Genomic DNA, 22693 nt, shown 5'->3' with positions numbered 1-22693 from the left:
CCTGTGGTGCGTCGTGCTTCGGGGAGTTCGGGGCGTGGTCGGCGTCAGTGCTCGTCCAGCAGGCTGAGCGCCGTCGCCTCGTCTGTGACGAGGACGGTGCAGAGCCCGCTGCGCACCACCGCGTTGGCGACGGCGTGCTTGCCGGCGCCGGCTATCACGGCGATGCTGCGGTCGGATGCGCGCAGCCTGTCGTGGGTGAGGCCCACCGTGCGGGCGTCGAGGCTGGGATCGACGATGTTGCCGTTGGCGTCGATGTAGCGGCCGACGACGTCGCCCACTGCGCCCTTGCGCACCAGTTCGTGCACATCGTCGACGGTGAGGTAGCCGCTGTCGACGAGCACCGAGTGCTCGTCGGCCGTTCCGGCGGAGTAGAGGTAGGCCGTGGCGCTCTCGGCCATCTCGAGAACGGCCGACACGGCGCGGTCGCCCTCGATGGCGAGCTTGGTCTCGAGGCGCTCGAGGATGGCAGGGCTCGGCAGCAGCGTCGCCTGGCCGCCGGCCTTCTGGGCGATGGTGACGGCTGTGGTGGCCGCCGTGCCTGCTCGCCGGTTGAGGCTGACGCCGCCGTTGATCTGCACGACGTTGACGCCGGTCGACCAGCCGTCCTTCAGGTGCTCGGACACCTCGTGCAGGGTACGACCCCAGGAGATGCCCAGAGTGCGCGGGATGGGACGGATGGACGCGAGGTAGTCGGCAGCCGCCTGCGCTGTGCGCGCCTGCAGCTCCTCCTCGCTCGCGATGCCCGCGGTCGAGACGACGATGGCGTCCTTCAGGCCGCGCTCCTCTCGGAGACGACGCTCGATGGGCAGGCGGCGGGCGCGTGGATGCACGATCTCGATGCGGATGAAGCCGTTGGTCTTCGCCTGGGCGAGGAGACGCCCCACCTTCCACCGGGTCAGTCGGAGGATCGACCCGATCTCGTCCTGGGTCTTGTCCTCTTCGTAGTAGAGCTCGGCCGCGCGGATGCTGAGCAGCTCGTCGGACTCGATCATCGGCCACCTCCTGCACTGCGTTGCCGTGGTTCCAGCGTAGGCAGGGTGCGTGCGCGTTTCAACACTCGTAGGCATGTTTGCTCATATGAGCAGCGTGGGTGCTCGATCTCCACTCCGTTGGTCACTCCGTTGGTCGAATGGCGAGCGACGAAGGAGCACGCGTATCGAGACCACATCGATCCGATTGTGGGGTCGGCTGTGGTCTCGATTCGGCTGCTTGCTGCGCTGCGCTCGCGGCCTACTCAAGCAACGGGCGAGCGGAGATGCGGTTCTCAGCGAGAGGAGTTGCGACGCTCGTGCGCGTCCTCGAGGAGGTGCGGTCGCGCCACGACGACGCCGGCGAAGGCGCCGGCCACGGCTGTCGCCATGAGGAACAGCAGCGGGACAGTCCACCCGCCGCTGGTCTCGTGCAGGATGCCGACCACCAGCGGTCCGGCCGCACCGATCGTGTAGCCGATCCCCTGGACGAACCCGCTGAGGGCGACCGAGCCGGCATGGGTGCGCGTGCGCAGGTTGATGAGCACGAGGGCCAGCGGGAACAGCAGCGGTCCGGCGCCGGCGAAGGCCACCCAGAGCCACGTGGCCGTCGCCGGGATGAAGAGCAGCCCGAGGTAGCCGACGATGAAGAACACGACGCCGGCGTAGACGAGGATGCCGACGTTGCGCATCCGTGCCGCCAGCCACGGGATGAGCAGCCCGGCCGGCAGGCCCATCGCGGCGAACAGCGAGAGCAGCGCGCCGGCCTGCGTCGGCGTGGTTCCGGCGGTGTCGGCGAGCAGGCTCGGCAGCCAGGCGAACATCGCGTAGGCGTTCAGCGCCGACACGGCGAAGACGACGGCGAGAGCCCACGCGATCGAGGAGTGCCAGACCCGGCCCATCAGGGCGGGCTCTGCGTGCTCGATCAGCGGATCGGCCGCGGCGCTGCGGTGCCTGATGACCAGCGCCACCCACGGGATGAGGGCCGCGAAGGCGAAGATCGCCCACATGCCGAGAGAGACCTGCCAGCCGGCCGAGTCGGCGACGGGGACGGCGACCAGCGCCGGGATGAAGGTGCTGAAGCTCAGCAGGGTCACGTAGATCGACGTGACGATCCCGACCCGGTCGGGGAAGTACTTCTTCACGAGCGGCGGCAGCAGCACGTTGCCGACCCCGAGACCGGCGAAGGTGACCGCACTGCCGATCAGCAGCACAGCCGCGTTCGGGGCGAACCCCCGCGCGAGGTGGCCGACCACCATCGCGAGGATGGCCGCGATGAGCACGCGCTCGAGCCCGAACCTGCGGGTGAAGGCCGGGGACAGGATGCCGAACACGGCGAAGCAGACCGGTGGAAGCATCCCGAGCACGCCGATGACGGTCGGCGTGAGTGACAGCTCCGCGCTGATCTCGTCGACGATGGGCGAGAGCGCCGCCACGGCGGTGCGCAGGTTGAGCGCCACCAGGAAGATGCCGAGGAGTGCAAGGGTCCGGCCCGCCCAGAGCGGTCGCTGGGGAGTCGTCGTCACCGATCCAGTCTAGGCTGGCGTCCATGGCGGACTTCGCGCGGTACCTCCCGCTCAGCGCTCGGCCCCCGCAGGACGAGACCGGCGTCTCGAGCCACTGGGGCGCCGATATCGCCGCTGTCCTGGACGCCGTCGCCGACCTCCTCGTGGTGCAGCCGCCGACGGCGCTCGAGACGCCGAGCCTGCATCCCGGCTGGAGCGTGCGCGACGTCGCGGGCTACCTGTCCTGGCGTCTGGCCGTGCCGACGGCCGAGCTCGTGCGAGCGACATCGCTGGCCCTGGTCGAGAACGGATTCAGCCAGCGCCGGGTCGCCGAATCGTTCGCGCGCCGCGGCGCCGACCTCCCCGTCGCCGAGATCGTGGCCGGCCTGCGATCCATCGCCGTCGACAAGCGAGCCGACCGCGGACGCACCGGCATCAGGGAACTCGCCATCACCGTCGTCGGGGGCCTCGACATCGCCCGGCCCCTCGGTGCCGTGCTGCCCCTCCGCCCTGCTGCATCCGGAGCCGTCGCGCTCCGGCGCGCACTGAACGGCCCCACCGAGATCAAGGCCGTCATCCGCGATCGATCGCTCACGGCGACCGACGCCGACTGGAGCTTCGGCCGCGGACCGGCCATGAGCGACACGGCCGAGGCCATCCTGCTGTTCCTGTACGAGCGCAGCGATCGCGCGCCGGGCTCAGCCGTCTAGACGGGCGGGGCCTCGGTCGACTGCCGGCCGCGGCTGCCGCCTGCACCTCAGGCTGGGCGCGCGCCGATCAGGCCAGCAGGGCGCGAGCAGTGTCGACGTCCGACTGGATCTTCTCGATGAGGGCGTCGATGCCCGTGAACGCCCACATGCCGCGGATCCTGTGGGAGAACTCGACAGTGACGACGTGGTCGTACAGGTCGATCTCCTCATCGATGACGTAGGCCTCGACCTGCTTCTGCGGCACGCCCTCGAAGGTCGGGTTGTTGCCGACCGAGATGGCGGCGGGGTAACGCACCCCGGCATCGATGAGGTGCCCGGCGTACACACCGTCGGCGGGGATGAGTCCCTCGGACTCCGGCGACAGGTTCGCCGTCGGGAAGCCGAGTTCGCGCCCGCGGGCCGCGCCGTGCACGACGACGCCGCGCACCGACGGCACGTGCCCCAGCAGCGTCTCGGCCGCCGCGACGTCGCCCTCGTCGAGGAGCCTGCGGATCCAGGTCGACGAGACACGGTGCTCGCCGTCGGGCCGCACGTCGTCGATGACCTCCACGACGAAGCCCGAGGCCTCTCCCAGTTCACGCAGCAACGCGACATCGCCGGCGCCCTTGGCGCCGAACCTGAAGTCGCTACCGACGAGCACTCGCCTGGCACCGAGGCCGTCGACGAGGACCCGGCGCACGAAATCCTCCGGGCTCTGCGCGGCGAAGGCCTGGTCGAAGGCGACGAGCAGGGTCGCATCGATTCCGGTCTCGCCCAGCAGCTCGAGCTTCTGCTCGTTGCTCACCAGCGACGCCGGGCACTTCTGCGGATTCAGCAGCGCCAACGGGTTGCGGTCGAAGGTCACGACGACGGCGGCGAGGCCCTCTCGGTGGGCCGTCGCGCGCAGGCGGTCGATGACGGCTCGGTGGCCGGCGTGCACGCCGTCGAACTTCCCGATCGTGACGACGGATGCCGGCCTGTCGGCCGGGACGGCGTCGAGGCCGTCGTAGACGATCACGCCGCGCCCTGCGCCGCGGGCCGAGGCGCCGGCCTGTGCGTGGCGAGCCACCACAGGCCCAGGATCGGCAGCACCAACGGAATGAAGAGGTAGCCAGCGCCGAACAGGGTCCACACCGTCGACGTGCGGCCGAACGGGTCGCCCGTGCCGTCGCCGAGCAGGTCGGGAGACACCAGGGTGATCGTGCCGATGACGAGCACGCCGAGGAGCTCGAAGGTGATCGCGATCCACGCCACGCGGTACCAGATCCGACCGGGTGCGACGAGGGCTATCGTCGCCACGATGTAGACGACGGCCGACAGCCCCGAGAGCGTGAAGGCGACCGGCGCCTCGTCGTAGCGCTCGATGATCTGCACGGCGGTGCGGCCCGTGGCCGCGAGCGCCAGGATGCCGTAGACGGCGACCAGGACGCGCCCGACGCCGCTCATGCGCGGTGCGGGGGTGGTGCGGGAATCCGCGCTGTCTGGAGCGAGAGTGTCAGCCATGTCGCCTCCAATTATTGCAAGCGCGCACTACAGTCCCTGCACCCACCAGATCTGGGTCATGCGGTAGAGCATGATCGCGACGGCGAGACAGACCACGCCGATGATCACCGTGCTCCACCGCGAGCGCTCGATGAGGGCCCAGAAGCCGCCGGCTATGGGCAGCAGGGCTGCCGAGATCAGGTAGATCCAGTACTCGAGCAGGCTTCCGCTCGGGTCGTTGCCCGCCAGCGGCGCGATGATCGAGACGACGATCTGCACCAGCAGCAGCACCTCGACCAGTACGAGCGGCCCCATCGTGATGTCGCTGGGCTTCCGACCGGCGAGACCGAGGATGATCGCGAGAATGGCGGCGGCAGACGCTATGACGATCTGCACTCCGGCGAACCAGGCGATCACGGGGTGTCCGTCGGGAAGTTCACGATGCTCTTCCAGGCCACGCCGCGGAACTCGATGAGTCCGACGAGGCGGCCGTCGGGGGCGATGGCGGCGTGGGGTCCGGATGCCGGCGTCCCAGCGTCGGCGTTGATGCGCTTGCCGTGGCCCAGGTCGACGGCCTGCTGCTCGTCGAGCTCCACGACCGGGAACAGGGCGCGAGCGGCATCGGCGGGCGGGATCAGGGCCGTCGCCACGTCGACGGTCTCGAGGTCGCCGGCATCCGTCACCCGGAACGGCCCGACCCGGGTGCGCCGCAGGGCCGTCAGATGACCGCCGATCCCCAGGCCCATGCCGAGGTCGCGAGCCAGCGCGCGGATGTAGGTGCCGGACGAGCACTCGACCCGCACCTCGAGGTCGAGGTAGCCGTCGACGGGCGTCGTCGATAGCAGGTCGAAGGCGGACACCGTGACGGGCCGCGCCTTCAGCTCGACGGTCTCGCCGGCTCGCACCCTCGCATAGGCGCGCTTTCCGTCGACCTTGATGGCGCTGACGGCGCTCGGAACCTGCTCGATGGCTCCGGTGAGGATGCCCATGACCCGGTGGATGTCAGCGGCTGTGACGGCATCGACGGCCGCCGGCCTGGCCTTGCCGAGTTCGTCGCCCTCGGCGTCGTCGGTGGTCGTCGAGGACCCGAGCCTGATGGTGGCCGTGTACTCCTTGTCGACCCCGACGATGTAGGTGAGCAGGCGCGTCGAGCTCTCGATGCCGAGGATGAGCAACCCCGTCGCCATGGGATCGAGGGTGCCGGCATGGCCGACCTTGCGGGTTCCGGCCAGGCGTCGCGTGCGGGCGACGGCGTCGTGGCTGGTCCACCCCTGCGGCTTGTCGAGGAGCAGGATGCCGCTGGAAGTCACGCCTCAGAGCGTATCAGCGCGGGAGTGGCGACCATCCCGTCGCGCACGAGCGACAGCTTGTCGCCGAAGGTGCAGGCCAGCAGCTCGATCGCGTCGGAATCCTCGTCGAGGCTCTCGGTGAGACCCGTGGAGAGCAGCGTGTTGATCAACATGCCGTTGGCGAGGAACTCGCGGATCTGCACGGGTTCGAATCCGCCCTCGTCCCGAAGGGCGCGGTAGATGCGCATGAAGCCTGCGCGGGCGACGGGCCCGATGCGCGGGTCCGAGCCGAGCATGAAGCCCTGCATGAGGGAGAGCATGATGCCGCGGTCCTCGATGAGGTCGACGTAGGCCGCGCCGATGCGCCCGCCCACGGGTCGCGGGTCGTCGGTGTCGGCCATCGCCGCCCGGAAGACCCCGAGGATGCTCTCACACGTGCGCTCCATGACCTCGACGAAGAGGTTCTCCTTGCTGCCGAACATGCGCACGACGTAGGGCTGGCTGATGCCGGCGGCCTTCGCGACCTGGTCCGTCGTCGCTCCGGCGTACCCGAGCTCGCCGAACACGTTCGTGGCCGCGTCGAGGATGAGCTCGCGACGCTCCGCCGCCGGGATGCGGCTGGACGGCAGGCGGTCGTCGGCAGACTGAGACGAGGGCGCTGAACGGATCATGCTTGACATGTTATCAGTCGATAACTTATCTTCGACTTGTAATCATCCGATTACCTCATGAGATCCGCATCCGCATCCGCATCCACGAAGGACCACCCGATGTCATCGCTGTCCGCCACCGCCCGTCGCGTGCCGACGTGGCTCGCCATCGTCGCCGCGAGCCTGCCCATGTTCATGGCCACGCTCGACAACCTCGTGATCACGAACGCCCTTCCCGCCATCCGTCTCGACCTCGGTGCCTCCATCGAGGAACTGCAGTGGTTCGTCAACGCCTTCACGCTGGCCTTCGCGAGCTTCATCCTCGCGGCGGCGGCCCTCGGTGACAGGATCGGCCGCCGCACGGTGTTCGTCGCGGGCATCGTGGTCTTCACGCTCGCCAGCGTCTTCGCCGCGCTCAGCACGGAGCCGTGGCAGCTGATCGCCGCCCGCGCGGTTCAGGGCTTCGGAGCGGCCGGCATCATGCCGCTCTCGCTGACCCTGCTGGCAGGCTCTGTTCCCGCCCGTCTCCGGCCCGCCGCCATCGGCATCTGGGGCGGCGTGGCCGGCCTCGGTGTCGCCGTCGGTCCGCTCGTCGGCGGCGCCGTCATCGAGGGCTGGAACTGGGAGGCCATCTTCTGGCTGAACGTGCCGATCGGCATCATCGCCGTGCCGCTCGCCCTGTTCGCCCTGCCGAACACCCTCGGCGCACGCCTCCGCGTCGACGTGCTCGGCGTTCTCCTGGCTGGACTCGGCGTCCTGGGCGTGGTCTTCGGCATCGTGCGGGGCAACGACGCCGGCTGGGACAGCATCGAGGTCGTCGGGTCGCTCGTGGCCGGTACGGTCCTGCTCGCGGCATTCCTCTTCTGGGAGTCCCGGGCATCCGCTCCCCTGCTTCCGCTCCGGCTGTTCCGCGACCGCAGCTTCTCGGTGGCCAACATCGTGGGTTTCGCCTTCAGCTTCGGCATCTTCGGCAGCGTCTTCATCCTGATCCAGTTCCTGCAGATCGTGCAGGGCGACTCTCCTCTGGCTGCCGCAGTGAAGACCATGCCGTGGACTCTCGCCCCGATGGTGGTCGCGCCGCTGGCCGGCCTGTTCTCGGGTCGGGTCGGCACCAGGGCCCTCATCGTGACGGGCCTGGCCTTCGAGGCCATCGCCCTCACCTGGCTCGGCCTCACGCTCTCGGCCGACGTGTCGTATGCAACCCTCGTCGCTCCGTTCATCCTGGCCGGCGTCGGCATGGGCCTGGTCTTCGCGCCGAGCGCGACGGCAGTGCTCGCGTCGATGCCAGAGGCCGATACGGCCAAGGCGTCGGGGACCAACTCCACCCTGCGTGAGGTAGGCATCGCCCTGGGCGTCGCCGTGCTGACGGCGGTGTTCGTGGGAGCCGGTGGGGAGCTCACGCCGACGGGCTACGTCGACGCGGCCATCCCCGCCGTGTTCACCGGTGCCGCCGCACTGCTCCTCGCCGTGATCGCCGCTCTCTTCCTGCCCGCCGGCCGAGCCGCGAGCTCGACGGACCACGGAGCCGGTGACGTTGATGCCGACGCTGATGCCGATGCGAGGGACACGGCAGCGTTCCAGGGCGCCGTCCGAGAGGCCGTACCCTCGAAGGCATGAGGATCGGGATCATCGGGGCCGGCGCGCTCGGAGGCACCTTCGCGGTGCTGCTCGAACGGGCCGGCCACGAGATCCAGGTGACCGCCCGCGGGGCAGGCCTCGCCGCCATCCGGGAGGGCGGCATCCGTCTGTCGGGGGGATTCGGCGATGGGCACGGGCATCCGGATGCCGCCCCGACGCTCTCCGGTGCGTTCGACCTCGTGCTCGTCTGCACGAAGGCGCAGGACGCGGAGGACGCCATCGCGGCGAATGCCGCCGTCGTGAACGGCTCCCCCGTGATCGTGGTGCAGAACGGCCTCGACGGCGTGCGCACGGCGAGCGGCCTGCTGCCGGACTCCGACTGTTACGGCGCCCTCTCGATCATCGCCGCGAACTACACCGAGCCCGGCGTCGTGCGGGTCACGACCCGAGCAGCCACCTATCTCGGGCGCGGCTCGGGGCCGGCCGACGCGGCATCGAAGAGCTGGGCCGCCGTGCTCTCGAAGGCCGTGCCCGTCATCGCCGTCGACGACTTCATCGGATCGCAGTGGACGAAGCTCGTCGTCAACATGCTGAACGGCCTGCCCGCGATCACGGGTCTCAGCGTGCAGGAGATCATCGCCGACGGGGATCTGCGACGCGTGCTCACGGCCAGCATGCGCGAAGCCGTGCGCACGGGCATGGCCCGGGGCATCCGATTCGGGTCGCTGCAGGGCCTCAGCGACTCCCGGCTGCGCTTCTTCTCACGACTGCCGCTTGCTCTCGGGCAGGCGCTGCCCCGCTCGATGGGCGTGCGCATGGGCGCGGTGCCGAACCTCGGGTCGACGCTGCAGAGCCTGCGCCGCGGTCAGGCCACCGAGATCGACTTCCTCAATGGGGCCATCGTTCGCGAGGCGGATGCCGCCGGCACGACGGCGCCGGTGAACGCCGCGATCGTGGCCCTGGTGCATGAGGTCGAGGCATCCGGAGCGTCCATCGGGCGCGCTGAGGTGCTGCGGCGGATCCCCGTCCGCTGAGGGCCGAGCGAGGCGACCGCACGAAGCTGACCGCCGCGACCGGGCCGAATCTCAGCAGCTGTCGAGGAACAGCCGTCGAGGCCGTGACCGCTCCGTGTTGTCGATGACGGCCGTGGCGAAGCGGCGCGGATGCTCCTTCACCGAGTACAGGATGTCGGCCTCATCCGTCGGCTCCTCGTCGAGGTAGGCGCTCCAGTTCCACAGCGGCCGCAGCTCGGGCCGGTTCGCGAAGCGTCCGTCGACGATGAGGGTGGCATCCGGAGGCCCCGTGATCCACTTCGGGATGATGCGGGCGTCGCGGGTCGGGTCGAACGCCTGGGTGACGAAGCCGGTGCTGCCGGCCAGGCGGAACGGCTCGAGGAGCACCCGGCGCAGCAGCGAGTAGTCGAAGCCGTAGCCGTAGTAGCGCTCGGCCGAGTCCGGGCCGAACGCCGCCTGCTCTTCGCGCGAACGGTGGAAGTGCTCGAGGCTGGCTCGGAAGACCGGATGGCCGCGCTCCCGGAAGACCGCCGCGAGGTCGTCGCCGAACTCGGTCTTGCCGCTGCGCACGGGTCCGTCGATCGCCACCACTGTCCGGCCACGGCCGTAGTTGTGCAGGATCTCATCGGCGAGCGAGCGCAGATACCTGACGCGAGGGGTGGTGACGAGCTCCATGACCCGAGCCTAGTCACGCCCCGCGGTTCACCTAGGCTGAAACCGATGTCTCCCCTCGCGACCGCCGTCAACGCCTGGTTCCGCGCCACCGGCCGCGACCTGCCGTGGCGTCGTCCAGGGTTCACGGCCTGGGGCACGCTGGTGAGCGAGTTCATGCTGCAGCAGACGCCGGTCAACCGCGTCATCCCGCACCTCGAGGCCTGGCTCGATCGCTGGCCGACTCCGGCCGATCTCGCGGCGGTACCGCCCGGCGAGGCCGTGCGGGCGTGGGCCACCCTCGGGTACCCGCGGCGTGCGCTCTGGCTGCATCAGGCGGCCGTGCAGATCACGGAGCGGCACGGCGGAACCGTTCCGGCCGACGTCGCCGACCTCACCGCCCTCTCGGGCATCGGCGACTACACCTCGCGGGCCGTGGCCGTCTTCGCCTACGGCGAGCGGCATCCTGTCGTCGACACCAACACGCGTCGGGTCATCGCGCGGGCCGTCCACGGGCGAGCGGATGCCGCTCCCCCGGCCAGGCGGGACCTCGCCGACATGGAGGCCCTGCTGCCCGACGACGACACCGAGGCGCGGGTCTTCAACGCCGGCATGATGGAGCTCGGCGCCCTCGTCTGCGTGGCGCGCACGCCGCGTTGCGACGCCTGCCCGATCGCCGGGCTGTGTGCCTGGCGGGCGGCCGACTACCCCGCCTACGACGGACCCCGCAAGGTCGTCCAGAAGAAGTTCGAGGGGTCGGACCGGCAGGTGAGAGGGCTCGTCATGCGCGAGCTGCGTGCGGCTCACGGTCCAGTGACGGATGCCGAGATCTCGACGCTCTGGCCCGATGAGGCCCAGCTCGCGCGAGCGGTCAGCGGGCTGCTCGCCGACGGCCTCGCGGTGTCGACGACGGCCGGTTATCTGCTGCCCTGACGCCAGAGACGACGAGAGCCGCCGATCCATGCGGATCGACGGCTCTCACCGTCTGGACGACGGTGCCTAGCGTGCTTCGTCGGCGACGTCGGCCTCAACGGCGGCATCGGCCACGTCGAGCGCCTCATCGTCGTCATCCTCGAACTCGCGCGGCTTCACGTACGGGTCGGCGTCGCCGGCGTACTGCGCCGTGCTCGCCTGCTCCGTCGTGGCCGTGTCGCGCTCGCGCGCCTCCTTGAGGAGCGCCTCGATGTGCTGCGCATTCTCGGGGATCGCGTCGAGCTGGAACTGCAGGCTCGGCGTGAGCCTGGCCGTGATGTTCCTGCCGACCTCACTGCGCAGCATCCCCGTCGCCGCGGCGAGGGCCGCAGCGGTGTCGGTGCGCTCCTCGTCGGTGCCGTAGACCGTATAGAACACTGTCGCGTGCTGCAGGTCGCCTGTCACCTGGACGTCGGTGATTGTCACGAACCCCATGCGGGGATCGCGCACGCCGCGCTCGAGGCGCTTCGCGATGATCACCTGGATGCGGTCGGCCATCTTCCTGGCGCGTGCCGGATCAGCCATGTCGTACTCCTCTCCACGGATGCCGCAGGGTGGGGGCCGGACCGAGGTCCGACCCGCCACGCACTGAGACTAGACCCGCGGCTTCTCCTTGAGTTCGATCGTCTCGATCTCGTCGCCGATCTGGATGTCGTTGAACTTGCCGAGACCGATACCGGCCTCGAAGTCCGTGCGCACCTCGGTGACGTCGTCCTTGAAGCGACGCAGCGACTCGATCGCGAGGTTGTCCCCCACGACGACGCCATCGCGGATGACGCGAGCCTTGGCGTTGCGCGTGATCGTTCCCGACCGCACGATGACACCGGCGATGTTGCCGAACTTCGAGGAGCGGAACACCTCGCGGATCTCGGCCACACCGGACTGGACCTCTTCGTACTCGGGCTTGAGCATGCCCTTGAGCGAGCTCTCGATCTCGTCGATCGCGTTGTAGATGACCGAGTAGAACCGGACGTCGACGCCCTCGCGAGCAGCGCGCTCGCGCGCCTTCGTGTCGGGACGCACGTTGAAGCCGACGATGATCGCGTTGTCGATCGTGGCCAGGTTGACATCCGACTCCGTGATCGCACCGACGCCGCGGTGGATGATGCGGAGCTGCACGCTGTCGTCGACCTCGATCTTGAGCAGCGACTCCTCGAGTGCCTCGACGGCACCGGAGACGTCACCCTTGATGATGAGGTTGAGCGACTCGACCTTGCCCTCTTCGAGTGCACGGGTGAAGTCCTCGAGCGAGATGCGCTTGCGGGCCTTGGCCAGCTGGGCGTTGCGCTCTGCGGCTTCGCGCTTCTCGGCGATCTGACGCGCTGTGCGGTCCTCCTCTGTCACGAGGAAGGTGTCACCGGCGCGGGGAACGCTCGAGAGGCCCTGCACCTGCACCGGACGCGACGGGAAGGCCTCGAGCACGGCGTTGCCGTCCTCGTCCGCCATCGCACGAACGCGACCGTAAGCGGTACCGGCGACGATCGAGTCACCGACGCGGAGCGTACCCGACTGGATGAGCACAGTGGCCACGGCGCCGCGTCCCTTGTCGAGCTTGGCCTCGATGGCCACACCGCGGGCGTCCTTGTTCGGGTTCGCACGCAGGTCGAGTCCGGCATCCGCTGTGAGCAGCACGGCGTCCAGGAGGTCCTGGATGCCGATGTCGTTGCGGGCCGACACGTCGACGAAGATGACCTCTCCGCCGTACTCCTCGGCCACGAGGCCGAACTCGGTGAGCTGCTGGCGCACCTTCTGCGGGTTGGCGTCGGCCTTGTCGATCTTGTTGACCGCGACCACGATCGGCACGTTGGCCGCCTGGGCGTGGTTCAGGGCCTCGATCGTCTGCGGCATGATGCCGTCATCGGCCGCGACCACGAGGATCGCGATGTCGGTGACCTGCGCACCACGAGCACGCATGGCGGTGAACGCCTCGTGACCCGGGGTGTCGATGAAGGTGATGGCGCGCTCGTGGCCCTCGTGCTCGGTCCAGACCTGGTAGGCACCGATGTGCTGGGTGATGCCACCTGCCTCGCCCTCGACGACGTTCGCCTTGCGGATGGCGTCGAGGAGACGCGTCTTACCGTGGTCGACGTGACCCATGACGGTGACGACGGGCGGACGGATCTCGAGGTCCTCGTCGCCTTCGCCGTCGAGCTCGGCATCGAGGTCGATGTCGAAGCCCTCGAGGAGCTCGCGGTCCTCTTCCTCGGGCGAGACGATCTGGATCTTGAAGCCCAGCTCCTCGCCGAGCACCTGGAAGGTGGCCTCGTCGAGCGACTCGGTCGCCGTGGCCATCTCACCGAGGTGGAACAGCACGGTGACGAGTGCACCGGGGTTGGCGTCGATCTTGTCGGCGAAGTCCGAGATGGATGCTCCGCGACGCAGACGAACCGGAGTGGTGCCGTTTCCGCGGGGAACGCTCACGCCGCCGAGCGACGGGGCTTCCCGCATCTCGAATTCGGCCCTCTTCGTACGCTTCGACTTCCGAGCCTTGCTCTTGCCGCCACCGCGACCGAACGCACCAGCGGTTCCACCGCCGGGGCCACGGCCACGACCGCCGCCACCCGCGGGACGCGGGCCGCCGAAGCCGCCACCGGCACCGGGGGCGCCGCCGCCACCGGGACGCTGGAAGCCGCCACCGGCCGGACGAGCACCGGCACCGGCACCAGCGCCGCCGGGGCGCTGCTGGAAGCCGGGTCGCTGGCCGAAGCCACCGGGACGCGGGCCCTGGCCGGGTCCGCCGGGGCGCGGGGCGCCGGGACGGGGAGCCGCGGGACGCGGGATGTTGCCGGGGGTGGGCGCGGGTCGCTGACCCATGCCCTGGGCGCTGGCGAACGGGTTGTTACCCGGACGCGGGATGTTGGTGGGACGCTGGCCCATGCCCTGGTTCGACGCGAACGGGTTGTTGCCCGGACGAGCTGCGGGGGGCTTGGGGGCGCCGGGACGCGGAGCCGACGATGCGGCAGCGGCAGCCTCGGGGGCAGCCTCGGCCGTGGCCGGAGCAGCTGCCTCGGTCTTCGCGGCAGCAGCGGCAGCCTCGGCGGCGGCCTTCTCGGCAGCAGCCTTCTGCTCGGCCTCGGCCTGACGCTCGGCGACGGTCTTCGGCGCTGTCGGCACGGGGCCGGCTGGAGCATCGGATGCCTCGGCGGGAGCCGGAGCAGCGGGAGCCGGAGCCTTGGGGGCGGCCGGAGCCGGAGCCTTGGGGGCGGCCTTGGCAGCGGGAGCTGCCGGGGCGGGGGCGTCGTGCTTGGCGACGCCGGCAGCCTCGAGGGCGGCCTTCAGACGACGAGCGACCGGCGGTGCGATGCTCGACGACGGTCCCTTGACGTATTCGCCCATTTCCTTGAGCTTGTCAAGGGCGATCTTGCTGTCCACTCCGAGTTCGCTTGCGATCTCGTGGACGCGTGGATTTGCAGCCACAATTCTCCTGTTCTGGGCCTGCGCCCGAACAGGGGCAGACCATTAAAGACGGACGGGTCTCATTTCGAGCCGCTCATTAGTTGTCACTCATTAGTGATCACTGTGCCGTTCAGCCTGTTCTCTAAAGGGGATGCATCCGGGTTCCCGGTCATCCGCAGTGCACGCCCGAAGGCCCGTTTGCGGAGTGCGAGTCGGAAGCACGAGTCCGTCGGATGCAGCCACGCACCTCGGCCGGGCAGGACGGCGGTCTCATCGACCACGAGTTCTGATTCCCCGGCGACGATCCTCAGAAGTGAGGACCTCGGGGCGCGCGAACGGCATCCGATGCACGTTCTAACGGGTTCCACTTTACACCTATGGGCTGGGGGTCTGCCGTACCGCTACGGCAGAGTCGATCCTCGGGGACTAGTCCTCGAGGATCGAGTCGGGCTGGATGTCGATCTTCGCTCCGGTGAGCTTCGCGGCGAGGCGGGCGTTCTGGCCCTCCTTGCCGATGGCGAGCGACAGCTGGTAGTCGGGCACGAGGGCGCGCACGGCCTTGAGCGAGGCGTCGACGACGTACGCGCTGGTCACCTTCGCGGGCGACAGCGCACTGGCGACGAAGGTCGGCAGGTCGTCGGAGTAGTCGACGATGTCGATCTTCTCGTTGTTGAGTTCGGCGGTGACGGCACGGACCCGCTGGCCGAGCTCGCCGATGCAGGCTCCCTTGGCGTTCACGCCAGGCTCCATGGCGCGCACGGCGATCTTCGAGCGGTGCCCGGCCTCGCGGGCGAGCGACACGATCTCGACGACGCCGCTGGCGATCTCGGGAACCTCGAGTGCGAACAGCTTCCGCACGAGGGCGGGGTGAGTGCGCGACACCGTGATCTGCGGACCCTTGAGGCCCTTCGACACGCTGGTCACGTAGACGCGGATGCGGGAGCCATGGGCGTAGTCCTCGCCGGGCACCTGCTCCTCGGGCGGCAGGATCGCCTCGACAGTGCCGAGGTCGACGTGGATCATGCGCGGGTTCGGCCCCTGCTGGATCACGCCGGCGACGATGTCGCCCTCGCGCCCGCGGAACTCGCCCAGGATGGCGTCGTCGGCGATGTCGCGCAGTCGCTGGTTGATGACCTGCTTGGCGGCGAACGCGCCGATGCGGCCGAAGTCGTCGGGGGTGTCCTCGGCCTCGCCGATGATGTTGCCCTCGTCGTCGGTCTCGGGGATGAAGATCGAGACGTGACCGCTCTTGCGGTTCAGTTCGACTCGAGCGCCGGCCGGGTCGATGTGGCCGTGCGCGTTGGGGTTCACGTGCTTGAGATAGGCCGTGAGGATCGCCTGCTCGATGATGTGGACCAGTTCGTCGAAGGGGATCTCCTTCTCACGTTCCATCAGACGCAGTACGCCGAGGTCGATGTCCATCTCCGGCCTCCTCTATTCAGATCTCGTATTCACTTTTCGCACGACGTGGATGCGTCGGGCCGATCTACTACGGTACCGGATGGCGGGGCCGCCCGTCACCCGCGCGAGCAGCGTGCACGTGAAAGGACGCTCCGGCACGGTGCGGTGACTCCAGCACCGTGCCGGAACGTCCTCTCGGCTCGACGGCGGCTCAGGCGAGCGCGTCGGCGACCTCGGTGATGGCGACAGGGGTGCGCTCCCCCGTCACCCGATCCCAGAGCTCGACGACGCCCTCGGCGACGCCACGGCCGGCGATCACGATCTTCGGGATGCCGATGAGCTCGGCGTCGCCGAACTTCACTCCGGGCGAGACCTTCGGTCTGTCGTCGTAGAGCACGCTGCGCCCCGTCGCCTCGATGGCAGCGCAGACCTGCTCGGCGGCGGAGTACGCGGCCGGATCCTTGCCCGTGGCGAGGACGTAGACGTCGAAGGGCGAGACCGCGGCGGGCCAGACGAGGCCCTTGTCGTCGTTGTTGCCCTCGGCGATGATCGCGAGGATGCGGGTGACGCCGATGCCGTACGAGCCCATGGTGACGGTGACGAGCTTGCCGTTCTCGTCGAGCACCTTGAGTCCGAGCACCTCGGCGTACTTGCGGCCGAGCTGGAAGACGTGGCCGATCTCCATGCCGCGGGCGAGCTCCACCGGTCCGGAGCCGTCGGGCGCGGGGTCGCCGGCGCGCACCTCGGCGGCCTCGACCGTGCCGTCGGCCGTGAAGTCGCGGCCGGCGACGAGACCGAAGACGTGCTTCTGGTCGATGTTGGCCCCGGTGATCCACTCGGTGCCGTCGACGACGCGGGGATCGAGCAGGAAGCGGATGCCTGAAGCCGACTCCTCGCCGAGCACGGCGCCGGTGGGCGACCACGGGCCGATGTATCCCTTGACCAGCGCGGGGTTCTTGGCGAAGTCTGCCTCGGTGGCGGGCTCGGCCTCTGCCGGAGCGAAGGCCACCTCGATGCGCTTCATGTCGACCTCGCGGTCGCCGGGCAGGCCGATGGCGACGAGCTCACGGGTGCCGTCGAGGTGCGTGAGGGCGAGCACGACGTTCTTGAGGGTGTCCGCGGCAGTCCAGGCGCGTCCGTCTGCGCGGGGGTACTCCGCGTTGGCGAGGTCGACGAGGGTCGCGATCGTGGGGGTGTTCGGCGAGTCGAACACGACGGCGTCGGGCAGTCCATCGATGGGGAGGGCATCCGGAACCTCGGTGACGTAGGCCTCGACGTTCGCCGCGTAGCCGCCGGCCGAACGCACGAAGGTGTCCTCGCCGACCACCGTCGGGTGGAGGAACTCCTCGCTCTTCGAGCCGCCCATGGCTCCGGCATCCGCCTTCACGATCACGTACTCGAGCCCGAGGCGCGTGAAGATGCGCTCGTAGGCATCGCGCTGGGCCTGGTAGCTCGCGTCGAGGCCGGCATCCGTGTAGTCGAAGGAATAGGCGTCCTTCATGGTGAACTCGCGGCCGCGCAGGAGACCGGCACGGGGGCGCGCCTCGTCGCGGTACTTGTCCTGGATCTGGTAGATCGACAGCGGCAGGTCCTTGTAGGAGTTGTAGAGGTCCTTGACGAGCAGCGTGAAGACCTCCTCGTGCGTCGGCGCGAGCAGGTAGTCGGCGCCCTTGCGGTCCTGCAGGCGGAACAGTCCGTCACCGTACTCGGTCCAACGGCCCGTCGCCTCGTAGGGCTCTCGGGGCAGCAGCGCCGGGAAGTGCACCTCGTGCGCTCCGGCGTTGGTCATCTCCTCGCGGATGATGCGCTCGATCTTCTCCTTGACCCGCAGGCCGATCGGCAGCCAGGCGAACACGCCCGGCGCCTGGCGCCGGATGTAGCCGGCCCGCACGAGCAGGCGGTGGCTGGTCACCTCGGCGTCGGAGGGGTCTTCGCGAAGGGTGCGGAGGAAGTAGTTGGTGAGACGTGTAGGCACCCGGTCAGTTTACGGGTGACGGATGCCGCCGGCTCTCAGCCGGTGGCGCCCACCGCGACAGCACCGGCGAGCGCGCCCAGCTGATCAACGCCGGTGGTGCCGCGGGACGTGACCAGGTTCACGCCGTCGGTGGCGTAGACAGTGACGCTGCCCGACCCGTCGCTGTCCGGAACGGCGACGGCACGGAGGGAGCCGGCGGCGACGGGTTCAGCCCCGGCGAGCGTCGCCTGCCGATCGACGACCCACCAGGCACCGGGGAGGATACCGGTCTCGGCGACGGTCTCACCGTCGGCCTCCCAGAAGCAGGTCTGCTGACCGGATGCCGTCACCGCGCCGTAGAAACCGGGTCCAGCCTCCCCCGGCTGGTTGCCCGCCGTGGCTTCGAGATCGAGGCCCGTCGATGTCGTGTCCACGCGCTCGTCGAGCATGTCGCAGTCGGGAACGCCGTTCCACGTACCGTCGAGTCTCGTCGGGATCGTCGCGGCGTGGGATGCCGCGCGTGCACTGAAGTCGGCGATCAATGCTGCTGTCGCGTCGGATGCAGCGACCTCGGAGCCGATGGCGGCATAGACGACTCCGGCGAACCACCAGTCTCCGACGGCGGTGCTGAAGGAGCAGGCATCCTGAGGGCCGAAACCGCTGTCGGATCCGTAGCAGTACGGCTCACTCGACCCGGCATCGTCGATGACTGCCTGCCCGACAGCGGCGATCGGGATGACAGTGACCCAGACGCCGCTCCCGGATTCGGGAGCCCAGGCGCAGCGGATGCCGCCGAGCCCGAGGACGGTCCAGTCGGGCATGTGGTCGCCGGGGTACGGCGTCGCCGTGACAGGACCGCCCGTGGCTGCCGCGACCTCGGAATCGGTCGCCACCACCGAACAGTCGCCGTCGAGGGCGGCTGCGGGCATGGTCGGGACCGCAACGGCTGGAGCTGGACCGGTGGGCGTGGGGCGCGGTTCCGCCGCCGCTGTCGCCGAGGGGGCTGGCGTCGCGGCGACCGGTGTGCAGCCGACGAGGACCGCGATTGCGACCGCGGCCATGACGCCCGCGACGAGGGGGTTCTTCATGATCGTCACGGTAGCAACGAGAACGGGAGCGGCCGGAGCCGCTCCCGTCACGATCGCGCATCGCCGACGCCCCAGAACTGGGGCGTCGGCGCGGGATCCCGCCGACTCAGTCGGCGAGGATCAGGTAGAGCGCCCGACGTGCCTCATCGAGCTTCTCGACGGCGGCGGTGCGCTGGGCATCCGTCGCTCCGTGGCGGAACTGGCCGACGACGCCCATGAGACGGCCGACGCTCTCGAAGAGCTCGGTGGCCGACTCGCTGGGGCGGGGAACCGAAGCCCATGCCTTCTCGATGTCGTCGGTGTTCTCGGCGACGTAGGCACGGCCCTCGTCGGTCAGGCCGAACTCGGTGCCGCGGCCCTCGCCCTTCGGGACGATGAGCCCCTCGTCGACGAGCTGCTGCAGCGTCGGGTAGACCGACCCGGGGCTGGCACGCCAGCCTCCGTCGGTCTTCTCGCCGATCGCCTTCATGATGGCGTAGCCGTTCAGGGAATCGGTCTCGCCGAGCAACGAGAGGATCGCGGCCCGCACGTCGCCCTTGGGACGGCGCCGACCGCCGCCGGGTGCACCCCAGGCGCCGGCGGCGCCCCAGGGGCCGCCGGGTCCGAAGCCGGGGCCGAAGCCACTGCGACCGCGCCCGCGGGGATCGTCGTGATGGAACCTGACGCCCTCGTGGAGCTGGCGGCCGGCCGTTCTGATGTGTTCGTAATGTTCGCGTTTCATGAGCGCTGACATCCTTTCTCCCGCTTACGGGAAAGGGTGGCTCTGTGAAGAGTCGTCGTTGAACTTCAACGATGGGTTAACGATATATCGATGAATAGTCTCTTGTCAACTCTTCGTGATGATGTGAGGTCTCTCATCTGCGTACGGAGCGGCAGGTCACGATAATTGGCGGATGGAGTCGATCCGTCTGCGCGATGTGGCGCGGTCGGTGCGCATGCGCATCGTCGTGTCGATCCTCGTCGTGACGGCGCTCGGCATGACAGTTGCCGGGGTCGTGACGATCTTCGTGCAGCGTGAGAGGGTGCTCGCCCAGATCGACACCAGGCTCGCCGGGACCGCCGACGACATCCGGCAGGCCGCGAGGACAGGCGATGCTGACGGGAATCTCCCGTCGAGCGTGCGCGACCTGCTCGGCACGGCGATGGCCCGCATCATCCCCGACACCAATGAGAGCACCGTCGGGGTGATCGACGGCGCAGCCGCCCTCGTTCCGGCGGCCGACCTCCCGTTCCGGATCGACGACGACCCAGCCTTCCTCGCGCGGGTGCTCTCGGACGCCCGGAGCGACACGGCCGTCGTCGGAACCATCGACGCGGATGCCGGAACCCTGCGCTACGTCGTCGTCCCGGTGGCGATCGACGGCGATCCGCAGACCGGGCTCTACGTCTCGGCGTACAACGTCAGCGCCGAACTCGCCGAGGTGCGCGACGCCTTCACCACCTATGCCATCGTCGCCGCCGGCGCCCTCGTGGTCATCGGGCTCGTCGGCTGGTTCGTCTCGGGACGGCTGCTGCGCCCCATCAGGTCGCTGCGGGAGACGGCCACCCGGATCTCGGTCTCCGACCTCTCCGAGCGCATCCCCGTCTCGGGCAACGACGACGTCTCCGACCTCGCGCGCACTGTCAACACCATGCTCGACAGGCTCGAGAACAGCTTCCTCGGCCAGCGCAGGCTCCTCGATGACGTCAGCCACGAGCTGAAGACGCCGCTCACGATAGTGCGCGGACACCTCGAGCTGATGGATCCCGAGGCACCGGACGACGTGCGAGCCACCCGCGAGATCGCCATCGAGGAGCTCGATCGGATGGACAGCCTGGTGATAGACATCGGCCTGCTGGTGAAGAGCCGGAACCCAGACTTCGTGCGCCCTGCTCCCACGGATGTCGCCGAGCTCACGGAGATGGTGCACCAGAAGGCTTCGATGCTCAGTGGCACCCACGCGTGGCTCCTCGGAGAGGTGGCGGAGGTCGAGACCTCCGTCGACGCCGCCCGCCTCACCCAAGCCTGGCTCCAGCTGGCCGACAACGCCGCGAAGTACTCCCCCACCTTCACCCCGATCGAGATCGGATCGACCATCGTGACCGACGATGTCGGCGCGCAATTCGTCGAGCTGTGGGTCCTCGATGAGGGCGACGGCATCGCCGAGGATGCTCAGGAGCGCATCTTCGACAGGTTCACCCGGATGCAGGAGGGACGCGGCATCGAGGGATCGGGCCTCGGTCTCGCGATAGTCTCCGCCATCGCCGACGCGCACGCCGGATCCGTACGACTGGACAGCACCGTCGGCGCCGGGTCGCGGTTCGCCATCAGGCTGCCATTGGCGCCGGTCACCGGCGTCGCCGAGCTCGATCCGGAGCATCCGCAGCCTCAGAGGACTGAGACCGATGCCGGCGGTGGCGATGACTCCGTGCGCTCGGATCCGATCGAGCCGCATCCGACAGGGGTCGACTTCGACGCGATCATCGGTGCGGCGGCCGCCGCGAAGGACGGGCGACGCCGATGAATCGCATCCTGGTCGCCGAGGACGAGGCACGCATCTCCTCGTTCGTGGAGAAGGGCCTGCGCGCCGCCGGCTACGAGGTCACGACAGTCGCCGACGGCGTCTCGGCGCTGTCCGCTGCGAGCACCGGGGCCTTCGACCTCCTGCTCCTCGACATCGGCCTCCCCGGCCTGGACGGCTTCGAGGTGCTGCGGCGGCTGCGTGCCGAGGGGGTCGGCGTCGCCGTGATCATCCTGACCGCCCGCGATTCCGGCGCCGACACCGTCGCCGGACTCGAGGGCGGCGCCAACGACTACATGGCGAAGCCGTTCCGGTTCGACGAACTCCTCGCCCGCATCCGTGCCCGGCTGCGGGACACGACTCCGGTCACCGATACCGCAACCGTCGTCGCTGGCGACCTCGAACTCGACGTGCGCACCAGGAACATCACCGTCGGCGGGGTCGTCGTCGAGCTCTCCGCTCGGGAGTTCTCGCTCGCCGAGGAGTTCCTGCGCAACCCCGACCGCGTTCTCAGCCGGGAGGAACTGCTGCGCGGGGTCTGGGGCTACGACCACGATCCGGGAACGAACGTCGTCGACGTGTACGTGCGCTACCTGCGCAACAAGATCGGGGCGCCGTACTTCGAGACCGTGCGCGGGCTCGGGTACAGGCTGGCGCCGACGGCCGGACGCGACTGACGCAGACGCGAGTGAGGGTCCGACACCGCAACCCGAATGCGGTGCCGGACCCTGTGCAGCTCACCGAGCGGGTCCGTCGAGACGGAGGGCTCAGCCGCCGCTCCCCTCGCGGCCCGTCGGGCCGCGATCGCCGCGGTCGTCGCCGCCGTCGCGGCCTCCGCGGTGGTCTCTTCCGTCGCGATCGCCATCGCGGTCGCTCCCGTCCTCATCGGTCGTGTCGCGGTCGCTTCCGTCCCGATCGCCGCGCTCGAGGCGGTCGTTGTCACGGTGCCTGTCCGTGCGGTGCTTCGCATCGTCATCGGCGAGCTTGTCGGGACTGCGGGCGGGAACCGGATCGGGCGTGGCGACCGGGGCCGGCTTTTCATCGCGCTGGGGAACCGCTGCGACGGGCTTCGGCGCCGGCTGAGGCGTCTCGCCGGCATCCGAGCCGACGGCGTCGGAATCATCGGCGGCATCCTCGCCGGACGTGTCGTCGGTGGCGGGTACTGCCGCGTCACCGACGTCCTCGGCGGGCGCCGGCGCTTCGTCGTCGACGGGAACAGGCACGGCGACGACCGGGACGGCCGCCGGCGGCAGGCTCTCCGCATCGGGGACGACGGGCGACGGGGTGGGGGTCGGCGTGGGCTCGGCTTCGGCCTTCTCTCCGGAGACCGCGTCGACGCCGATGCTGTGCGCCGGCGACTCCCCCACCTCGAAAGCCGTCTGCAACGCCACAGCTCCGGCCGAGAGACCGCTCACGACCAGCACTCCACCCGCGGCGAGCGCGACGGCGGCTGCTGGCTTGAACACGGCTGCCCTCCTCGGTGAACGCTGGGCCTCCAGCTTGGAGCGTGCGCCGGGCGTCGACAACCCCCGGGCGGTGAGAGTGTTCTCATCGCC

At 69.5% G+C, this 22693-nt stretch carries 22 protein-coding genes; 6 read left to right on the top strand and 16 right to left on the bottom strand.

What is annotated here, in order from left to right; genetic code table 11:
* Window positions 1-44: 44 nt before the first annotated feature.
* The gene (locus ASF30_RS06975) at window positions 45-992 is read right to left on the bottom strand and encodes a sugar-binding transcriptional regulator (protein WP_055903793.1); all 948 of its coding nucleotides are present in this window, start codon (window positions 990-992) and stop codon (window positions 45-47) included.
* A 272-nt stretch (window positions 993-1264) separates the two neighbouring features.
* Entirely contained in the window at window positions 1265-2494 is a 1230-nt protein-coding gene (locus ASF30_RS06970) for an MFS transporter (RefSeq protein ID WP_055903790.1), read from the bottom strand.
* Window positions 2495-2517: 23 nt separating this feature from the next.
* Here ASF30_RS06970 and ASF30_RS06965 point away from each other — a divergent pair, with 23 nt between their 5' ends.
* Window positions 2518-3183, top strand: a complete 666-nt coding sequence (locus ASF30_RS06965) for a hypothetical protein (protein WP_055903787.1) — start codon at window positions 2518-2520, stop codon at window positions 3181-3183.
* Between the two features lie 67 nt (window positions 3184-3250).
* Here the strand turns inward: ASF30_RS06965 and ASF30_RS06960 are convergent, their stop codons facing one another.
* From ASF30_RS06960 to ASF30_RS06940, 5 genes are read right to left on the bottom strand one after another with little or no spacing between them, the layout of a single operon-like run.
* The gene (locus ASF30_RS06960) at window positions 3251-4180 is read right to left on the bottom strand and encodes a bifunctional riboflavin kinase/FAD synthetase (protein ID WP_055904771.1); all 930 of its coding nucleotides are present in this window, start codon (window positions 4178-4180) and stop codon (window positions 3251-3253) included.
* A complete protein-coding gene (locus ASF30_RS06955) occupies window positions 4177-4665 on the bottom strand; it encodes a hypothetical protein (RefSeq protein WP_055903784.1) in 489 nt (162 codons plus the stop codon). The genes ASF30_RS06960 and ASF30_RS06955 overlap by 4 nt, the downstream gene beginning before the upstream one ends.
* Window positions 4666-4692: 27 nt before the next feature.
* Complete coding sequence (locus ASF30_RS06950; RefSeq protein ID WP_055903781.1) at window positions 4693-5061, bottom strand: hypothetical protein; 369 nt, start codon at window positions 5059-5061, stop codon at window positions 4693-4695.
* Window positions 5058-5954, bottom strand: a complete 897-nt coding sequence (truB, locus tag ASF30_RS06945) for a tRNA pseudouridine(55) synthase TruB (RefSeq protein ID WP_055903778.1) — start codon at window positions 5952-5954, stop codon at window positions 5058-5060. Before truB ends, ASF30_RS06950 begins: the two co-directional genes overlap by 4 nt.
* Window positions 5951-6604, bottom strand: a complete 654-nt coding sequence (locus tag ASF30_RS06940; protein ID WP_055903775.1) for a TetR/AcrR family transcriptional regulator — start codon at window positions 6602-6604, stop codon at window positions 5951-5953. The genes truB and ASF30_RS06940 overlap by 4 nt, the downstream gene beginning before the upstream one ends.
* Before the next feature lie 57 nt (window positions 6605-6661).
* Between ASF30_RS06940 and ASF30_RS06935 the strand changes: the two genes are divergently transcribed.
* Together ASF30_RS06935 and ASF30_RS06930 are read left to right on the top strand one after the other, a co-directional pair.
* Window positions 6662-8200 carry a DHA2 family efflux MFS transporter permease subunit gene (locus ASF30_RS06935; protein ID WP_235480295.1) on the top strand — a complete coding sequence of 513 codons (1539 nt, stop codon included), beginning with the start codon at window positions 6662-6664 and terminating at the stop codon, window positions 8198-8200.
* Complete coding sequence (locus ASF30_RS06930; protein WP_055903774.1) at window positions 8197-9195, top strand: ketopantoate reductase family protein; 999 nt, start codon at window positions 8197-8199, stop codon at window positions 9193-9195. Before ASF30_RS06935 ends, ASF30_RS06930 begins: the two co-directional genes overlap by 4 nt.
* Before the next feature lie 51 nt (window positions 9196-9246).
* Here the strand turns inward: ASF30_RS06930 and ASF30_RS06925 are convergent, their stop codons facing one another.
* Complete coding sequence (locus tag ASF30_RS06925; protein WP_055903771.1) at window positions 9247-9849, bottom strand: hypothetical protein; 603 nt, start codon at window positions 9847-9849, stop codon at window positions 9247-9249.
* Between the two features lie 45 nt (window positions 9850-9894).
* On the opposite strand from ASF30_RS06925, the gene ASF30_RS06920 reads away from it, so the two are divergent.
* Window positions 9895-10758 carry an A/G-specific adenine glycosylase gene (locus ASF30_RS06920; RefSeq protein ID WP_055903766.1) on the top strand — a complete coding sequence of 288 codons (864 nt, stop codon included), beginning with the start codon at window positions 9895-9897 and terminating at the stop codon, window positions 10756-10758.
* A 66-nt stretch (window positions 10759-10824) separates the two neighbouring features.
* On the opposite strand, the gene rbfA is transcribed toward ASF30_RS06920, so the two are convergent.
* The 7 genes from rbfA to ASF30_RS06890 all read right to left on the bottom strand — a co-directional run bounded on the left by rbfA (window position 10825) and on the right by ASF30_RS06890 (window position 19357).
* A complete protein-coding gene (rbfA, locus tag ASF30_RS06915) occupies window positions 10825-11322 on the bottom strand; it encodes a 30S ribosome-binding factor RbfA (protein ID WP_055903764.1) in 498 nt (165 codons plus the stop codon).
* Between the two features lie 69 nt (window positions 11323-11391).
* Window positions 11392-14214: a translation initiation factor IF-2 gene (gene infB / locus ASF30_RS06910; RefSeq protein WP_055903761.1), complete on the bottom strand. Its 2823-nt coding sequence runs from the start codon at window positions 14212-14214 to the stop codon at window positions 11392-11394.
* 83 nt (window positions 14215-14297) lie between these two features.
* The gene (locus tag ASF30_RS22210) at window positions 14298-14561 is read right to left on the bottom strand and encodes a YlxR family protein (RefSeq protein WP_082467554.1); all 264 of its coding nucleotides are present in this window, start codon (window positions 14559-14561) and stop codon (window positions 14298-14300) included.
* A 58-nt stretch (window positions 14562-14619) separates the two neighbouring features.
* Window positions 14620-15615: a transcription termination factor NusA gene (gene nusA, locus ASF30_RS06905; protein WP_055903758.1), complete on the bottom strand. Its 996-nt coding sequence runs from the start codon at window positions 15613-15615 to the stop codon at window positions 14620-14622.
* Window positions 15616-15805: 190 nt separating this feature from the next.
* Window positions 15806-17569 (bottom strand): proline--tRNA ligase, encoded by a 1764-nt coding sequence (locus tag ASF30_RS06900; RefSeq protein ID WP_055903755.1) that lies wholly within the window; start codon window positions 17567-17569, stop codon window positions 15806-15808.
* Between the two features lie 35 nt (window positions 17570-17604).
* On the bottom strand, window positions 17605-18636 hold the full coding sequence (locus tag ASF30_RS06895; RefSeq protein ID WP_055903754.1) for a hypothetical protein: 1032 nt from the start codon (window positions 18634-18636) through the stop codon (window positions 17605-17607).
* 106 nt (window positions 18637-18742) lie between these two features.
* Window positions 18743-19357 carry a PadR family transcriptional regulator gene (locus tag ASF30_RS06890; RefSeq protein ID WP_082467552.1) on the bottom strand — a complete coding sequence of 205 codons (615 nt, stop codon included), beginning with the start codon at window positions 19355-19357 and terminating at the stop codon, window positions 18743-18745.
* Window positions 19358-19529: 172 nt separating this feature from the next.
* Here ASF30_RS06890 and ASF30_RS06885 point away from each other — a divergent pair, with 172 nt between their 5' ends.
* A complete protein-coding gene (locus ASF30_RS06885) occupies window positions 19530-21140 on the top strand; it encodes a sensor histidine kinase (RefSeq protein WP_055903751.1) in 1611 nt (536 codons plus the stop codon).
* A complete protein-coding gene (locus tag ASF30_RS06880) occupies window positions 21137-21814 on the top strand; it encodes a response regulator transcription factor (protein ID WP_055903748.1) in 678 nt (225 codons plus the stop codon). Before ASF30_RS06885 ends, ASF30_RS06880 begins: the two co-directional genes overlap by 4 nt.
* Window positions 21815-21904: 90 nt before the next feature.
* Here the strand turns inward: ASF30_RS06880 and ASF30_RS06875 are convergent, their stop codons facing one another.
* The gene (locus ASF30_RS06875) at window positions 21905-22603 is read right to left on the bottom strand and encodes a hypothetical protein (protein ID WP_055903745.1); all 699 of its coding nucleotides are present in this window, start codon (window positions 22601-22603) and stop codon (window positions 21905-21907) included.
* Between the last annotated feature and the right edge of the window lie 90 nt (window positions 22604-22693).

This window comes from Leifsonia sp. Leaf264 (assembly GCF_001422325.1).
Taxonomy (GTDB): domain Bacteria; phylum Actinomycetota; class Actinomycetes; order Actinomycetales; family Microbacteriaceae; genus Orlajensenia.
The sequence above is the reverse complement of the archived record's forward strand: the minus strand, read 5'-3'. Positions and strand labels throughout refer to the sequence as shown.